General features: G+C 50.8%; 15 protein-coding genes, 2 tRNA genes and 1 pseudogene. 7 read left to right on the top strand and 11 right to left on the bottom strand.

All coding sequences use genetic code 11. The features are described from left to right. Positions 1-5: 5 nt before the first annotated feature. A pseudogene (locus O3W44_RS06395) lies at positions 6-1,873 on the bottom strand (AAA family ATPase). A gap of 53 nt (positions 1,874-1,926) precedes the next feature. On the opposite strand from O3W44_RS06395, the gene matP reads away from it, so the two are divergent. Next, positions 1,927-2,394, top strand: coding sequence for a macrodomain Ter protein MatP (gene matP, locus O3W44_RS06390; protein WP_269292425.1), 468 nt, complete (start codon positions 1,927-1,929; stop codon positions 2,392-2,394). An 84-nt stretch (positions 2,395-2,478) separates the two neighbouring features. On the opposite strand, the gene ompA is transcribed toward matP, so the two are convergent. Together ompA and sulA are read right to left on the bottom strand one after the other, a co-directional pair. Then, on the bottom strand, positions 2,479-3,549 hold the full coding sequence (ompA, locus tag O3W44_RS06385) for a porin OmpA (protein WP_269292424.1): 1,071 nt from the start codon (positions 3,547-3,549) through the stop codon (positions 2,479-2,481). 349 nt (positions 3,550-3,898) lie between these two features. Further along, positions 3,899-4,390 carry an SOS-induced cell division inhibitor SulA gene (gene sulA, locus O3W44_RS06380; protein ID WP_269292423.1) on the bottom strand — a complete coding sequence of 164 codons (492 nt, stop codon included), beginning with the start codon at positions 4,388-4,390 and terminating at the stop codon, positions 3,899-3,901. 209 nt (positions 4,391-4,599) lie between these two features. Between sulA and O3W44_RS06375 the strand changes: the two genes are divergently transcribed. Continuing rightward, positions 4,600-5,229 carry a TfoX/Sxy family DNA transformation protein gene (locus tag O3W44_RS06375; protein ID WP_269292422.1) on the top strand — a complete coding sequence of 210 codons (630 nt, stop codon included), beginning with the start codon at positions 4,600-4,602 and terminating at the stop codon, positions 5,227-5,229. Here O3W44_RS06375 and yccS read toward each other — a convergent pair. Both yccS and O3W44_RS06365 read right to left on the bottom strand, forming a co-directional pair. Further along, positions 5,192-7,366, bottom strand: coding sequence for a YccS family putative transporter (yccS, locus tag O3W44_RS06370; RefSeq protein WP_442954613.1), 2,175 nt, complete (start codon positions 7,364-7,366; stop codon positions 5,192-5,194). The two genes, O3W44_RS06375 and yccS, sit on opposite strands and share 38 nt — an antisense overlap. Before the next feature lies 1 nt (position 7,367). Next, positions 7,368-7,811 carry a YccF domain-containing protein gene (locus O3W44_RS06365; RefSeq protein ID WP_269292419.1) on the bottom strand — a complete coding sequence of 148 codons (444 nt, stop codon included), beginning with the start codon at positions 7,809-7,811 and terminating at the stop codon, positions 7,368-7,370. 123 nt (positions 7,812-7,934) lie between these two features. Between O3W44_RS06365 and helD the strand changes: the two genes are divergently transcribed. Then, positions 7,935-9,989: a DNA helicase IV gene (helD, locus tag O3W44_RS06360; protein ID WP_269292418.1), complete on the top strand. Its 2,055-nt coding sequence runs from the start codon at positions 7,935-7,937 to the stop codon at positions 9,987-9,989. Position 9,990: 1 nt separating this feature from the next. Here the strand turns inward: helD and mgsA are convergent, their stop codons facing one another. Together mgsA and O3W44_RS06350 are read right to left on the bottom strand one after the other, a co-directional pair. Continuing rightward, complete coding sequence (mgsA, locus tag O3W44_RS06355; protein ID WP_269292417.1) at positions 9,991-10,449, bottom strand: methylglyoxal synthase; 459 nt, start codon at positions 10,447-10,449, stop codon at positions 9,991-9,993. A 69-nt stretch (positions 10,450-10,518) separates the two neighbouring features. Further along, positions 10,519-11,157 carry a YccT family protein gene (locus O3W44_RS06350; RefSeq protein WP_269292416.1) on the bottom strand — a complete coding sequence of 213 codons (639 nt, stop codon included), beginning with the start codon at positions 11,155-11,157 and terminating at the stop codon, positions 10,519-10,521. Between the two features lie 168 nt (positions 11,158-11,325). On the opposite strand from O3W44_RS06350, the gene O3W44_RS06345 reads away from it, so the two are divergent. Then, positions 11,326-11,748, top strand: a complete 423-nt coding sequence (locus O3W44_RS06345) for a CoA-binding protein (RefSeq protein ID WP_269292415.1) — start codon at positions 11,326-11,328, stop codon at positions 11,746-11,748. A 31-nt stretch (positions 11,749-11,779) separates the two neighbouring features. Here O3W44_RS06345 and hspQ read toward each other — a convergent pair whose 3' ends face one another. Together hspQ and rlmI are read right to left on the bottom strand one after the other, a co-directional pair. Further along, positions 11,780-12,097, bottom strand: coding sequence for a heat shock protein HspQ (gene hspQ, locus O3W44_RS06340; RefSeq protein ID WP_269292414.1), 318 nt, complete (start codon positions 12,095-12,097; stop codon positions 11,780-11,782). Positions 12,098-12,157: 60 nt separating this feature from the next. Next, on the bottom strand, positions 12,158-13,348 hold the full coding sequence (gene rlmI, locus O3W44_RS06335; RefSeq protein ID WP_269292413.1) for a 23S rRNA (cytosine(1962)-C(5))-methyltransferase RlmI: 1,191 nt from the start codon (positions 13,346-13,348) through the stop codon (positions 12,158-12,160). Between the two features lie 85 nt (positions 13,349-13,433). On the opposite strand from rlmI, the gene yccX reads away from it, so the two are divergent. Continuing rightward, on the top strand, positions 13,434-13,712 hold the full coding sequence (yccX, locus tag O3W44_RS06330; RefSeq protein ID WP_269292412.1) for an acylphosphatase: 279 nt from the start codon (positions 13,434-13,436) through the stop codon (positions 13,710-13,712). Here the strand turns inward: yccX and tusE are convergent, their stop codons facing one another. Then, positions 13,713-14,039 (bottom strand): sulfurtransferase TusE, encoded by a 327-nt coding sequence (tusE, locus tag O3W44_RS06325; RefSeq protein ID WP_269292411.1) that lies wholly within the window; start codon positions 14,037-14,039, stop codon positions 13,713-13,715. A 102-nt stretch (positions 14,040-14,141) separates the two neighbouring features. Beyond that, positions 14,142-14,798, bottom strand: coding sequence for an FtsH protease modulator YccA (yccA, locus tag O3W44_RS06320; protein WP_269292410.1), 657 nt, complete (start codon positions 14,796-14,798; stop codon positions 14,142-14,144). Positions 14,799-15,018: 220 nt separating this feature from the next. Here yccA and O3W44_RS06315 point away from each other — a divergent pair. Further along, positions 15,019-15,106: transfer RNA gene (locus O3W44_RS06315), tRNA-Ser, on the top strand. A 74-nt stretch (positions 15,107-15,180) separates the two neighbouring features. After that, positions 15,181-15,268 (top strand) — tRNA-Ser (locus O3W44_RS06310). Positions 15,269-15,400: the final 132 nt, after the last annotated feature.

Raw genomic sequence — 15,400 nt, 5'->3', positions numbered from 1 at the left:
TCGGATTAACGGTGGTTAAACCAGTTGAGCCAACGTAGCGGCCATGGACGGTGTGGCGTATCTGGCTGATTGAGCTGGCTGATGCGATCCTGAATGGTAAGCAGCAGGCTTTCGCCTTCGCCATCTTCAGTACGCCAGATTTTACCGGTTAATAAAGGTAACGCTTCATCCGCACGATCAATGGCCCAAATGTGGAAACGGCCTTGCTCAACCGCAGTGACAACGTCCTGATTCAGACAAAGATGGCGCACGTTACAGGCAGGAATAATCACGCCCTGTTGGCCCGTAAGTTCACGCTGGTGGCAGATATCGAAGAAGCCTTCGATTTTTTCATTCAGGCCCCCGACGGGCTGAACATTGCCGAACTGATCTACCGATCCTGTTACTGCAATCTGCTGATTAACCGGTTGATTAGCCAGCGCACTGATCAGGGCGCACAATTCAGCCAGCGAGGCGCTATCGCCATCAACTTCTGAATAAGATTGCTCGAATACCAGCGACGCAGAAAAAGGCAGTTGCTGTTCAAGTTCAAGTTCAGCGATCAGATAAGCCTGCATAATCATCATGCCCTTGGCATGAATATTACCGCCCAGTTCTGCTTTACGCTCGACGTCCATAAACTCGCCGTCACCCGGATGCACGACGCAGGTGATGCGAGAAGGATCACCCCAGGCACGCGGATGGCCAGGATATTCAATGACCGACAGACCGTTGATCTGTCCGACAACTTCGCCTTCTGTCTCGATTAAAATCTGCTTAAGCAAGATTTCATCGCGCATCCGCTCATTGAGGTAATTTTCACGCCACAAGCGAGCATCGAGCGCATCACGTAACGCTTCGGCATTAAGGTTTTCGCCCATCAGTGCCGATTCGCGCATCTGGCGCAGCAACCAACGCGGACAGAGTGGCAGTGTTTCTTGATCGCCGCTATACCGCACGCCTTCTTTGATTAACTCAGGCCAGAAGTCCGCCTCAGGCAAAGGCAGACCTGCTTGCTGCGCCAAATCAGCACTCCAGCGACACCACGCCAGCATATCGTCTTCATCCAGCACCTGAATATTTTCCTCAAATTCAGTGTAGATGGCCATTTCATGCGTTTCGGGATCTAACGCCTGAAATTCAGCTAATGCTTCACGATCACCGCAAAGTACCAGCTGCAGCTTGAGCGGAAGAGGGGGAACAGACACCGGCAGCGGACGACGTTCATCAGGTGAAATCCAGTCAACGTAACCTTGTTCGACGCATTTTTTTAGCCGCAACCACAAAAGCGGCTGCGCCAAAAAGAACGCAGCGCCAGCACCAGCGTGCCACCGTTAGCACGGTGAATCAGGCCGGGTTCAAGCTGAATGCGATCTTTATGCAAGCGGACAGAGCCAAAGAGCTGTTCCATTTCAAACCACTCAGCAAAATGAATTTCGCCTTGTCGGGTGAAAGGACGCTGCGGATCGGTCGGCGGTTGCAGTGTCACGTTATCGGCAATGATATGATAATCACCGCCAAACAAGGTGGTTGAAGAACCTGCAAAGCGTTGTGCTGCCTGCGCGATAAGCGATAAATAGTCACTATTTTCCTGGCTACGTACCAGTAGCAGAGGAAACCCTTGCGATTGATGATATAAATGCGCCAGGGCATTGAGCAGCCGGGGCTGAACCGATGCCAGTGAATCGGTCTCTTCGTCAGCAATTCGGGAAAAAACGGACAGGTATTGCGAGCTATCCGGTTGTAGGTTTTGCCACGTAAGTTGGGAGCTGGTCAAAATAATCGCATTTGTCTGATTTAAGAAAAGCGAGATTATACAGTAATCACCCCTGTTAAGCACTGTGGAGTTCCAACAGAAGATGTGACGCTGGCGACATGCTTTTCGTTGCTGCATCCAGGAAAAAAGCTGTTATTCTTAGTTTGTTACGTGATCACGATGAGATTCCGATGAAATACCAGCAACTCGAAAATCTTGAATGTGGATGGAAGTGGAAATACCTGGTGAAAAAGCATCGGGAAGGTGAACTGATCACGCGTCACCTTGAATTAAGTGCTGCACGGGCTGCGGTTGATGTGCTGTTGGCGATGGAAAACCATCCCGTTGAGGTAGGTAACTGGATTGCAGAGCATATCCATCCCGATCTTGAAAACCGGCTTAAGCAAACGATACGTGCACGACGCAAACGTCATTTTAATGCTGAGCATCAGCATACCCGTAAGAAATCGATCGATTTAGAATATCTGGTTTGGCAAAGACTGGCGGGATTAGCACAACGTCGAAATAACACCTTGTCTGAGACAATAGTCCAGTTGATTGAAGATGCCGAGCGTAAGGAAAAATATGCGACGCAGATGACAAGCCTGAAACAGGATCTGCAAGCCATTTTAGGTAAATCAGGTTCAGAAAACGAATAGCCACTCTGTTCGCTGTTAGACCGATTCAGTCAGCGAAAGGCATAAAAAAACCCCGCCTGAGCGGGGTTTTTATTACGTGTAAACTTAAGCCTGTGGCTGAGTTACAACGTCTTTGATACCTTTAACGTCGATTTCTACGCGACGATCAGGTGCCAGGCAGTCGATCAGGGCATTACGGCCTTTCACGCTGTCACAAGTGTTGCCAGTAACTGGGTTAGATTCGCCCATGCCACGTGCAGAGATCTTGTTAGACGGGATACCTTTAGACACCAGGTAATCTACAACAGACTGAGCACGCTTCTCAGACAGAGCCTGGTTGTACTGGTCTGAACCGATGCGATCGGTGAAGCCCAGAACAACAACGGAACCGTCTTTCGGATCCATTGAGCTCAGCTGGCTGTACAGCTGATCCAGAGCCTGCTGGCCTTCTGGCTTCAGGGTAGATTTGTTGAAGGTGAACAGTACGTCAGACTTCAGGGTGAAACGCTTGGTTTCAACCACTGGAGCTGGCGCTGGCGCTGGGGCTGGAGCCGGAGCAGCTTCATCCTGGCCAAAGCGGTAAGAAACACCTACGCTCAGCATGGCGTTGTCAGGACGTGCACCAACGGTACCTGCGTCACCGATGTTGTTAACCCACTGGTAGTCCAGACGGGTTGCCCAGTTCTGGGTCAGAGCGTATTCAACACCAACGGCTGCCAGTGGCGAAACGCCAGTGTCGTGGTCGCTGATACGGTTGCCAGTAGCAACGTTTTGCTGCGTAGAGTCAGCGCGCCATACCATACCGCCCAGACGGGTGTACACGTCCAGATCGTCAGCGATTGGGTAGCTCAGTTTAGCAGCCAGCTGAATGCCTTGTGCTTTGAATGCGCCGTTGGTTACGTTGCCTTTGTTAGGCATGCGACCAAGCCAGTCATAGCCCAGCTCGAAGCCCAGGTATGGGTTTGCCTGGTAACCCAGGAATGCACCCGCACCCAATTGGCTTTCGTGAGTTGGACCGTCATTGTTCACGTAGTTGTTACCGTAGTAACCAGTATCGTGATACTGAGACCAGCCCAGTTTGGCACCGGTGTACCAGGTGTCATCTTTCGGTGCGGCCTGCGCTACGGTAGCGAAGCCAGCCAGTGCCACTGCAATTGCGATAGCTGTCTTTTTCATTTTTGCGCCTCGTTATCATCCAAATAGGCAATGAGCAAAAAAGTTGCTCTTGGTTTAATCCTTCGCCGGGTAAAACGCTCGCTTATGACTCTACCGAAAAAAACGGAGGTTATTGAGCACCCTGGCGAGATAAAGTCTACAACGAGATTGGAAACTTACAAGTATGATGTGAGGCGCCACTGTAAATAAACAGCGTTTTATACATAAATTCTAACGATTAACATGGCATTCTTGCCAGGGAGGAAAAGGGCAAAAAGCGGCTAAGCCATTGTCAATACTGGACGGAGCAGAATCAGTGGCTTAGCGATATCCGGTAAGATATTTAACCTGAGAAAATTCCCATTTTTACTTAATGAAACAAATCAGACTGAATTTTTCTCGAATTTCGTGGTCGAAGTGGCGATTCTGAGGGCGTGCCTGAACGTAAAATCAGCCCCAGGGCTTCACCTTCAGTGGCTGCTCGTTCTAATTCGCGTCGCTCTTCTTCTCCCAGTTCATACGGAATCCATGCGACAACCACGCTGTAATTACCGCTGCGCAATGCTTTAATCATCTTTTCAACCGCAGTAAAGCGATCAGAATCAGCAATATGCATACTCTTCTCAAGCGGCAGCCCTGACTGTTGCAGCCAGGCTCGGTTGAGCTTATGTGCAGGGGTTAACCATAACTGCCAGCGCGACTGTTGGCTCAATTGCTGCAGCAATGGCAACAACAACATCTGCATCATACCCGGCTGCTCGCTATAGCGTAATTCAGTTATCCAGCCGCTATTTTGCGCTGGCCTGGACGCAGACGCATAATGATGAGCATAGCGTGTATTGTTGGTATGTTGTGTTCGCATAAGTGACTTACTCAGCAGTGACTGTATGAATATACAGTAATGTCATCGTGGATAAAGATCAACCCAAATTTCTGAAAACATCCCGCAAAACAGAGACAAACTCAGCCCTTCCTGCATTTATTAATTGAACCTGTTACGGCTTTTTCTTATCTTTTAACTGGCTGAATATGTTAGCTTTTAAGAAATTTCTCGTACAAGGAGGTGGTCCAGTGAAGAAACATCATCAGGTTGTTGAACGGTCCCGAGTACAACTGGCACCGTTAGGGAAAATTGAGTCTCGTACCCAGTTTGGCGGATATGCCTTAGCGGTTGAACAGGTCGTTTTTGCTTTAGTTAATGAAGAGGGACTCTACCTGCGAGCCTGCGAAGCTCTGCGTGAATATGTTGCTGAACGACCGTTAGAAACATTGGTTTTTCGCAAGCGCGGCATCCCCGTCAGCCTTAATTATTTCAAAGTGGACGAGGCGCTGTGGCGTAACCCCGAACATCTCCTTACGCTGTCGGCGGCCTCGCTGCAGGCGGCGCAGGTTGAATTAAAAGCCAGACATAACGCACTGCGATTAAAGGATCTTCCTAATCTCAGCCTGCGTATTGAGATGATGCTGCGCGAAGCAGGAATTTGTACGGTTAAACATCTCTGTGAGATAGGAGCCAAGAAGAGCTGGCTTAAACTTAAAGCGATAAACCAGCATGTCGGTTTTAAAACCTTGCTGGCGCTGCAGGGTGCGATATCAGGCCATCATCAGGCCGCCTTACCGCATGCGGTAAAGGCGGAGTTGAGTGACTGGTATAACGCAACCGTTAAGCAGGCCTTTCAGCGGGAAGGTTCGGGTCGTTAACTTTTTCCAGCGTGCGGCACAGGCGCGCAATATCGGGTAACAGCGCAACCAGCAACCCCAGTTGTTGCAACACCAGCGGCGCGCGCGTATCAGCATCTGCAGCCAGTTCACTGATACGTTGCGCGAGCGAAGCACGCATCGCTTCGGCTTGAGATTCACTCACGGTCTCTGTCTGCAAAATATCTTCAACAAAGCAAACGGTGTCATCCAGTAACGTCAGAAGGTCTGATTCGATAATCTTGTCACGATGTGCGCCGAGCGCCGAGATATAACTCAGAAATGAGTGATTCAGGCAGAGCAACTGAAAAGCCGAATCCCGCAGCCCCTGACGCGTTCGCGTCTCGCTGCTCATATTCGATACCACGGAAGCCAGTTCCGCATCAGCATTATGGGCATCGCGCCGGGCAATACGGTAAGCCAGCCGGTTATCTTTACCCTGATGATATTGTTCCAGAATGGCGTCAAGATAGCGGCAATTGGCGTTCAGAGTTCGTTTAGCGACCGCAGGCAGCTGACGGAAGCGCCAGTCTGGCCAGATAAAAGCCACAGCAAACCATGCCAGTGCGCAGCCTAAAAGCGTATCCACAACGCGCGGTAACGCTACCTCAAATCCTTCGCCCAGCAGGTTGAAACACAGCAACACCAGCAAGGTAATGAAAAGCGTCGCCTGAGCGTATTGCACCTGGCGGAATGCGAAAAACAGGACACCGCTCAATACAATCAGTATCAACTGGCCTTCAACGGACGGCACCAGCCACAAAACAGGTAAACCAATCGCAACACCCGCCAGCGTCCCGGCAATACGCAATGCCAGACGCCGCTGTGTGGCATTGTAGTTTGGCTGGCAAACAAACAGACTGGTAAGCAGGATCCAGTAACCGCGCTCAACGCCGGTAATTTGTATAAATCCATAGCCGATACAGAGCACGACGGATACACGCACGGCGTGGCGAAACAGAGCAGAAGCAGGGGATAAATGACGGCTAAAGCGTAGCCGGATATCGCTCCAGCCACTCAATCCCTCACGAGAAAGCAAATTATCGCTGTGCTGGGGATCGTCGCCCGATAACGCCTGTTCAGATTCAATCGACGCGAGCTGCGCATCAATAGCGCGTAAATTGCGCAACAGCCAGTGCAAGGCCCGAATGTGCGCCGCTTCCGGTTCGCGCTGTTCCAGCCTTTCAATCGCTTTTTGCAGGCGCTCAAAAGCACCTTCGAAGCGACTGTCATGCTCCCACCGCTCACGTAATAAAATGCATTGAGCTAACTGGCGACACGCCTGGGCCTGCATATTAAGCAAGCGTTGGAAGCGAAATAAAATCTCATTGTAACGCCAGTCATCACGCAGTAAATGATATTGCAGATGCGAAGAGCTGGCGCGTTCATGAATATCCTGCGCCACGAAATAGTAATGCAGGCTTCGTCGTGTGCCGCGCGAACCGCGATCGCCGCGCAAACGACTTTGTAAGGTGGTTTTGGTCAGATTAAGCTGGGCGACCAACTGGCTGTTCACCATGGCGGTATTAATCAACGTGGCATCATTTTGCTCACTGACGTCAGGATCAAACAGGTTAGCTTTCGCCTCCAGATAACGGGCAAGCTGGGAAAAGCTGCCAGCAAGCTGTTCCTGCACCGGGCGCACCGGAAAAATCAAATGGCCCAGTAGCGTCAGCAGGTTATACCAGAGCGCACCGGTCAATAGCAGCATCGGCTGTAGATACCACTGGAGGAAAAGCTCAATGCCCAGCATGGTATAGACAGCAATTAACAGGGCACCAAAGGCGATGGTAGCGTAACGCTGTCCCAGCGCGCCCAGCAGGATGAACCCCCAACTGGAGAGCGCCAGGCCAACAATAAACGCGGCGGGATGGGGAAACAGTAATTCGACGGAAACCGATGCGATACAGAAACAGAGCAGGGTAATCAGGAGGTTTCTCAGGCGACCCGTAAGGCGATCGTCTAAGTCAGCCAGCGCGGCGGCTACCACGCCCAGCGTAAGCGGTATTGTCCACTCAATTTGATGCAGCCACCACGGCACCGCAGCGCACCCGGCCAACGCAAAGAAAATACGAAGCAGATAGCGCCAGCTGCTGTTAAACAAATATTGCCGCCAACCGGGCAGCGTTTTCGACATCATATTAATAGCGCCGACGGGCATTGGCTTCGCGTGCTGCACGCGCCTCTTCAACCGAAACAACACGACGACCGACAGGCCATAGCGCGATCGCGGCTATTTTAAAATTAGCGATGCCAACAGGAATGCCAATAATCGTCAGGCACTGAACGATGCCGGCTGAAATATGCGCCACGCACAACCACCAGCCAAAGAAAACCAGCCAGAAAATGTTTAAAAAAGTGCCCCCGGCATTCAGGATGTGGCTTTTGCTGTCCGGACGCAGCACATCAACATGCACCGCTTCATTACCGAATGGCACCAGCGAAAGTTTAGTGATCTCCCAACAGGAGCGGGTCAGAGGAAGAGTAAAAATCAGGACGATGGTCACCAGCGTAGCAAAAAGCCAGCTCAGCGTGGTGATAAAACCCCCGAGGACAAAGTTAAGAATATTTAAAACGGTGCGCATACTCAGCTTTTCCTTTTGCATTCTGCTAGATGTGTCGCCAAGTTTAGCCTGTTTTAGGGCTGGAGCGTTAAGAGTCTGACAGGTAGACTTCGCTTAATCTTTTATTTAGTCGTTGGTGTGGACGTGGAACTGAAAGCAACCTCCATGGGCAAGCGGCTTGCTCAACATCCTTATAATCGGGTTCGCCTGTTACCCGCTGGCGTTGACGTTAGCGGTGATAAGCATGAATATCTGATCCCCTTCAATCAATTGCTAAATATCACCTGTAAACGAGGCCTGGTTTGGGGCGAACTGGAATTCCTGCTGGCAGACGATAAAGTGGTGCGCCTGCACGGCACTGAATGGCAGGAAACGCAACGTTTTCATCACTATCTTATGCAGTCGTGGCAACGCTGGAGCCTCGAAATGAGCGACGTGTGCCATGAAGTACTTCATGCGCTGCGTCTGGATATTGAGGGTTTCAGCGAGCAAGATCGCTGGCTGAAACGCAGTGAATCAGGTGACTTAAAAGAGAAAATCCTCAAGCAGTTTGATGCGTTGCCGCTGCCACTGTCACGCCTGAATGAATTTGAAAATCTGCGTGAAGATGCCGCGTTCTGTCAGCATTGGCTGGAACAGGGTGAGGCGGCCCTGGCACAGCGCAATCGCGACTGGACCGCGAAGATACGCGATCGTTACCACGATTTCTTTTCCACTGTTGAAACTTCGCCACTCAATCCTGCGCAGTGCGAAGCCGTGGTCAATGGTGAAGATGCATTGCTGGTGCTGGCAGGGGCAGGAAGCGGTAAAACGTCAGTGCTGGTGGCGCGGACAGGATGGTTGTTACAGCGTAAACTCGCGACGCCCGATCAAATTTTATTGCTAGCGTTTGGTCGCCAGGCGGCAGAAGAGATGAATGAGCGCATTCAGTCTCGCCTTGACGTCAGCGACATTCAGTCACGCACATTCCACGCTTTAGCCCTGCATATTATTCGTGAAGGCAGTAATAAACAGCCGATCGTCAGTAAATTAGAAAGTGATGTTGATGCGCGACAGAAACTATTGCTAACGCACTGGCGGCAACAGTGCGATGAGAAAAAAGCGCACGCTAATGGCTGGCGGCAATGGCTGCGCGATGAACTGGAATGGGAGGTGCCAGAAGGGGCATTCTGGCAAGATGACCGGCTGGCAAAACGGCTGGCTTCACGACTGGATCGCTGGCTCGGACTGATGAGAATGCACGGTGGCGCGCAGGCTGCGATGATTGCTGACGTGCCTGAAGCCGCACGCGATCTGTTTAGTAAACGTGTGAAATTAATGGCTCCGCTACTTAAAGCCTGGAAAAGCGCGTTGAAAGAAGAGGGCGCGGTAGATTTCTCTGGTCTGATTCACCAGGCTATCGCTATTCTGGAAAAAGGCCGCTTCATTAGCCCGTGGAAACATATTCTGGTGGACGAGTTTCAGGATATTTCTCCACAGCGTGCCGCCTTGCTGACCGCGCTGCGGCAACAGAATAAACGCACTACGCTGTTTGCTGTGGGAGATGACTGGCAGGCCATTTACCGTTTTAGCGGTGCTGAAATGAGTCTGACCACCGCATTTCATCACTATTTTGGCGAGGGCGATCGCTGTTTTCTGGATACCACCTATCGCTTTAACGAACGCATTGGCGATATTGCTAACCGCTTCGTTCAGCAAAATCCGCATCAGTTGCGTAAACCTCTCAACAGCCTGAGCAAAGGCAATAAAAAATCGATTGCATTACTACCTGAAGATCAACTTGAGCCGCTGCTGAATAAATTAAGCGGCTATGCCAAACCAGACGAGCGTGTGCTGCTACTGGCGCGTTATCACCATCTGCGCCCCGATATCACTGAAAAGGCTAAAACTAAATGGCCGAAGCTCAAACTCGACTTTATGACGATTCACGCCAGCAAAGGACAGCAGGCAGATTACGTTATTTTGTTAGGCCTGCAGCAAGGCAAAGAGGGGTTTCCGGCTGAAGCGCGCGAGTCGATTATGGAACAGGGCCTGCTGCCGCAACCGGAAGCGTTTCCCGATGCAGAAGAGCGTCGGCTGGCTTACGTGGCGCTGACGCGGGCGCGTCAGCAGGTGTTTTTGATATATGACAAAATGCAGCCTTCTGTGTTTGTTGATCACTTTCGTGAACTCGGCGTGCCGGTTTTACGTAAAGCCTGAGTTACTTCAGGCGATCCGCTAAGTAACGCTGATAATCAGGGATTTGAATATCCATTGCCTGAGCAAAGAGCGGTGACTGAATAATAAAGTCAGCTGTTGACCGATTCGTCGCCACAGGAATATTCCACACGGTTGCGAGACGTAGCAGGGCCTTAACGTCCGGGTCATGCGGCACAGCATTTAGCGGATCCCAAAAGAATATCAACGCATCGATTTTTCCTTCAGCAATCATCGCACCGACTTGCTGATCGCCGCCCATTGGGCCGCTGAGCATGGCATTCACATTAAGCCCGGTATGACGGTTAATAAGATTGCCCGTGGTGCCTGTCGCGTAAAGCTCATGGGGCTCCAGGGCTGGCTGATTTTGCTTAACCCATTCAAGAAGCGTGATTTTACAGTGGTCATGGGCAACCAGTGCGATATGTTTTTTTACGCCAAGAGTACGAACAGTTTGTTCCATAGGGCTTCCAGATGATGTCACACGCGCAGTAATCGGTTGCACGAGTTTACCTCTTGCCTTTCCTGTCTATCAACTTGTACGTAACATTTTGACCAGATTGAGAAATTGCTGGCGTGTGGCTTCATCGAAACGCTGAAACCAGCGTTTGATAGTAGGCATTTCAGGCTGATCGGCCCAGGCGAGATCGGCCGTGAGTTGTGCTGCTGGGGCAGTCGCGGTTGTTTGTGCGAACTGCGGTACTGAGGCAATTTTATCGTCACGGTTATAAATCAGCATCGCATTTTCCACATCGCTGTCTGAATTCGCGGGCAGGCGATCGCGAATACTGGAAATTTCTTTGCCGTGCTCATCCACCAACTGAAAATTCAGGGTACGATCAAAACGGTGACGATCGTGTTTGTTAACCAGCGCAGGCAGGCGAATAGCGATAGTTTTGGCTTCAGCATGAAACGTGACAATCATCGGCACCGACTGATAGCGCAACGATGTGTCTTTACGGTCATCGCGTAACTGCTCAACACGAAACAGGAATTGATGCTGGCCACGGTCAAGTTCTAAGCTATCGGCGCCTTTGAGCAAAGAACCGGAAATTTTCCGGCCATCCAACACCAAAAGATCGATTTGTGGATCGAGCTTTAAAGTAATGGCAGAACACGACGCCGTGACGAGGAGAGTAATTAACCCCGTGACAGCCAGCAACAGCTTCATTTCAACTCCGGAAGGGCGCAAGGGATGGATGTAGCAAATTCTTACATTATGGCAGTAAATTTACATTTGAACATATTTATTCGTGCAGCGAGCCAATAAATTCTGCCTCAATTGATCCGGGTCAGAAATGCACACACTACAATCAACCTGTTGCCAAAGGAGATAAAAATGAATGATCAAACGATCCGTGACGTGCTGGCTCGTACCCAACGTATTGCGCTGGTAGGTGCCAGTGATCGCCCTGAGCGTCCAAGCTATGGCGTAATGCAGTATCTGCTCAATCAAGGCTACGACGTTATTCCGGTCAGTCCAAAACTGGCGGGGAAAACATTGTTAGGTCAAACCGCTTACGGCAGCCTGGCGGAGATTCCGGGTAAAGTCGATATGGTCGATGTATTTCGCCATTCTGAAGCAGCATGGGGTGTTGCGCAGGAAGCCATAGCGATTGGTGCGGATACGCTGTGGCTACAATTAGGCGTGATTAACGAACAGGCTGCGGTACTGGCACAGGATGCGGGGATGACGGTGATTATGGATCGCTGTCCAAAAATAGAAATTCCGCGTCTGGGCATTGCCGCTAAAAACAGATAAGCAAGGCGGCATCGTCTGCTGCCGCCCTGAATTAATGACGTAAATGCGGTGATTGCAACTGCTTACGCACCGAAGCAGCGAGTTCATCCAGGGAAGGATGTTCCGGATGCTCATGCGTGGTTTCACCGGAAAGCTGAATTTCAGCGACATAGGTATGTACCTGAGCGCCATGTTCATCTTCCATGACTACGTGATACCACGGTGCGCTGCGCAATGTCTCTGTCGCACCGACTTCTTCCAGCTTTGGCTCATCTAACGAGTATTCGGGATCGACATCAACGACAACCCCTAATACGCCAGAAAGGCGATGACGAACCTGCTGTCCAATTCCAAATTTACTGGCAATCATTGTGACCTCCCAAAAAACTTGCCCTGTGATCAATATGGCGTCACGGACACGTTTTTCAAGTCACATTACGCGACAAGCAAAACCTTTTAAGTAAAGACCTTCTGGATAGCTGGCAATAACGGGATGATCGGCGGCCTGACGGAACTGCTCAATGAACTGCACTTCGCGCCCGGCGTCGACCGACGCGTCAGCAATGATTTTCTGAAACAGGTCAGTTGCCATCAAACCGGAGCAGGAGAAAGTCATTAAAATGCCTCCCGGATTCAGTAACTGCATCGCCAGCATATTAATATCTTTATATCCGCGACAGGCACCCATCAACTGGCTCTTGTTTTCAACGAACTTAGGCGGGTCCATAACGATGAGATCGAATTTTTCACCGTTGTCGCGATAGCGACGCAGCAGTTTAAACACATCATCGCGCTGAAATTGCGCGCGGGAAACGTCCAGACCGTTCAGCTCAACGTTTTGACGGGCAACATCAAGCGCATCTTGCGAAGTATCCACACTGATCACTTCACGGCATCCCCCCATTAAGGCTGAAACAGCGAAGCCACCGGTGTAGGAGAAGCAGTTCAGTACGCGCGCATCTTGGGCGTAGCGACGTGTCGCCAGACGACTGTCACGCTGATCAAGGTAATAACCCGTTTTGTGACCGCCCTGAATATCCACCAGCAACTTCATACCATGCTCGGTAACAGGTAAAAGCGGCGGTGGCAATTCGCCGGTCACGGTACCTTGCGTCAGTTCCAGCCCCTCTTTTTTACGTACGGCCACATCGGAACGATCGTAAATCGCACATTCAGGGAAACAGTGCTGCAGCGCCGAAATGATCGCCGGACGCTGATATTCGGCACCGGCAGAAAGTAACTGAAGCACGAGGAAATTGCCAAAGCGATCGATTGTCACACCCGGTAAACCATCTGACTCACCGGCGATCAGGCGATAACTGTCGAGACCGTCACGCTCGGCCAGCCATTTACGCCACTGCTGCGCCTGCTCGAAACGGCGCACAAAAAAGGCGATATCGATAGATTCATCGGGTTGCCAGCTCCAGACGCGGGCACGAATCTGCGATTGGGGCGACCAGGCGGCGCGAGCCAGCCATTTGCCATTGCTGTCGCAGACATCAATAGTTTCACCCAGCTGGGCTTTACCTTCCATACGTGCGACCGCACCCGAAAATACCCATGGATGGCGACGGAGCAGGGATTTTTCACGTCCCCTGGCGAGAATCAATCGAACTGTCATAGTTTGCTATGCTTACCTGAAAAAATGAGGCGCCATTGTCCGGTGGATAACAGGAAAATGCAACGAACAGCAGCAGGAGAGAAAAATGTCAGCAACCTGTTTTAAAATCTGGGTACACGGCCAGGTACAAGGTGTTGGATTTCGCTACAGTACGCAGTCACAGGCTGACAAACTTGGCGTAACGGGTTACGCGCGAAATTTAGCTGACGGCAGTGTAGAAGTCTTAGCGTATGGCGAACCGCAACAGGTTGATGCGTTAATTGACTGGTTAAAATCAGGCGGCCCACGCAGTGCACACGTCGATAAAGTGTTAGTGGAACCGCACCAGCTAACACAGCCTCCTCAGTCATTCACCACACGCTAATCAAAGACACTTCGCCGGTTTTGGCAGACCGGCAATTTTTGTTGCCTGTTTGGCCGGGCCTTCTGGAAAAAGACGAAACAGATAACGGCTGTTGCCTTTCTCTTCGCCATATTTCTGCGCCATGGCTTTGACCAGCATTCGCACCGCAGGTGAGGTGTTAAACTCCAGATAAAATGCACGAACAAAATGCACTACTTCCCAGTGAGCTTCACTCATTTCGATGCCTTCCTGCCCGGCAATCTGTGCCGCCAGTGCTTCACTCCAGTCGTTGCGATCTTTTAAATACCCTTCGGCATCGACTGCAATTTCGTTACCGTTAAATTTCACGTTATTTCCCCACGACAAATGACGGCATATTTTATCAAATTTGCACAGCAGAAAAAGCAAAACCCCGCGAAGCGGGGTTTTGTCATGAACCGGAGGTGTCGGTTAGTTGCTGCGGGCGAAACCCAGCAGGCTCAACAGGCTGACAAAAATATTGTACAGCGACACATACAGGCTCACAGTGGCGCGAATGTAATTGGTTTCACCGCCATGAATGATGTTGCTGGTTTCCCAAAGAATGGCGCCTGCCGAAAACAGAATAAACAGGGCGCTAATCGCCAGGTGCAGCGCAGGCAGTTGCAGAAAAATATTGGCAACCACAGCGACCAACAGCACCACAAAGCCGGCCATCATCATGCCGCCAAGAAAAGACATATCACGGCGGGTCGTTAATACATAAGCTGAGCAGCAAAAGAAAACCAGAGCCGTTCCGCCCAAAGCGAGTGCAATAACATCACCCATACCCGCAGTCAGAAATGAACTGAGAATAGGGCCGAGGCAGTAGCCAAGAAAACCGGTGAAAGCGAAGGCCGCCAGAATACCCATTGGGCTATTAGCCAGGCGATACGTCAGGAACATCAGACCATAAAAACCCACCAGCATTAATATTAAGCCTGGCGCGGGCAGGGCAAGAAGGGTACTGGCCGTTGCGGTCACTGCAGAAAAAGCCAGTGTCATGCCCAAAAGGAAATAGGTATTACGCAATACTCTGTGCGTGCTGAGCAGCGACTGCTGCGATGAAGACGAGACTATTCTTTCCATTGTTGCGCTCCTGTAAGCAGAACACCAAATATGCGCTGAGAATACGCAGTGCAACAAAGCGGTAAAAGGCGTTTTACCCTTCTTTACGCGTAAACGCGCTAATTGTTTGAGCAAAGTGGTGATTTTGACAACAGATAACAATTATTTGGCTGTTTTTCAGGCGAACGAATTGTTCTGGGGTTTACATCTCTCAGGGGATGTTTATAGTGCGCCTCATTGCGGAGGGGTGGCCGAGCGGCTTAAGGCAGCGGTCTTGAAAACCGCCGATGGGAAACCATCCGAGAGTTCGAATCTCTCCTCCTCCGCCACTTCATCAGCTTAATGCAATGAAGTGGCAGGAACATGACACGTCATGTTTTTCTGCAGTAAATAGTTTCAAAACGGAGGGGTGGCCGAGCGGCTTAAGGCAGCGGTCTTGAAAACCGCCGATGGGAAACCATCCGAGAGTTCGAATCTCTCCTCCTCCGCCATATTCTACAGGCCAGCACGCAGTGCTGGCCTGTTTCGTTTCTGCCTTTCCCTTCAGGGAATCTGAAAAACATCCTGTTGCTTTTCAAACTGCTGTCACCTCTGCTACAGCCGCTGGCAACTCTGCTATAGTC

The organism is Pantoea sp. LMR881 (genome assembly GCF_027157825.1).
Classification (GTDB): Bacteria; Pseudomonadota; Gammaproteobacteria; order Enterobacterales; family Enterobacteriaceae; genus Pantoea; species Pantoea haifensis.
Note: the sequence above shows the minus strand (reverse complement) of the source record. Positions and strands in the feature narration are given on the sequence as shown.

Coding starts and splice junctions, on each gene's coding strand:
- O3W44_RS06365 (WP_269292419.1), bottom strand. CDS start 7,811: ATGCGCACCGTTTTAAATATTCTTAACTTTGTCCTCGGGGGTTTTATC.
- yccS (WP_442954613.1), bottom strand. CDS start 7,366: ATGATGTCGAAAACGCTGCCCGGTTGGCGGCAATATTTGTTTAACAGC.
- ompA (WP_269292424.1), bottom strand. CDS start 3,549: ATGAAAAAGACAGCTATCGCAATTGCAGTGGCACTGGCTGGCTTCGCT.
- mgsA (WP_269292417.1), bottom strand. CDS start 10,449: ATGGAACAAACTGTTCGTACTCTTGGCGTAAAAAAACATATCGCACTG.
- hspQ (WP_269292414.1), bottom strand. CDS start 12,097: ATGATTGCCAGTAAATTTGGAATTGGACAGCAGGTTCGTCATCGCCTT.
- sulA (WP_269292423.1), bottom strand. CDS start 4,390: ATGCGAACACAACATACCAACAATACACGCTATGCTCATCATTATGCG.
- rlmI (WP_269292413.1), bottom strand. CDS start 13,348: ATGACAGTTCGATTGATTCTCGCCAGGGGACGTGAAAAATCCCTGCTC.
- O3W44_RS06350 (WP_269292416.1), bottom strand. CDS start 11,157: ATGAAGCTGTTGCTGGCTGTCACGGGGTTAATTACTCTCCTCGTCACG.
- O3W44_RS06345 (WP_269292415.1), top strand. CDS start 11,326: ATGAATGATCAAACGATCCGTGACGTGCTGGCTCGTACCCAACGTATT.
- yccA (WP_269292410.1), bottom strand. CDS start 14,798: ATGGAAAGAATAGTCTCGTCTTCATCGCAGCAGTCGCTGCTCAGCACG.
- matP (WP_269292425.1), top strand. CDS start 1,927: ATGAAATACCAGCAACTCGAAAATCTTGAATGTGGATGGAAGTGGAAA.
- yccX (WP_269292412.1), top strand. CDS start 13,434: ATGTCAGCAACCTGTTTTAAAATCTGGGTACACGGCCAGGTACAAGGT.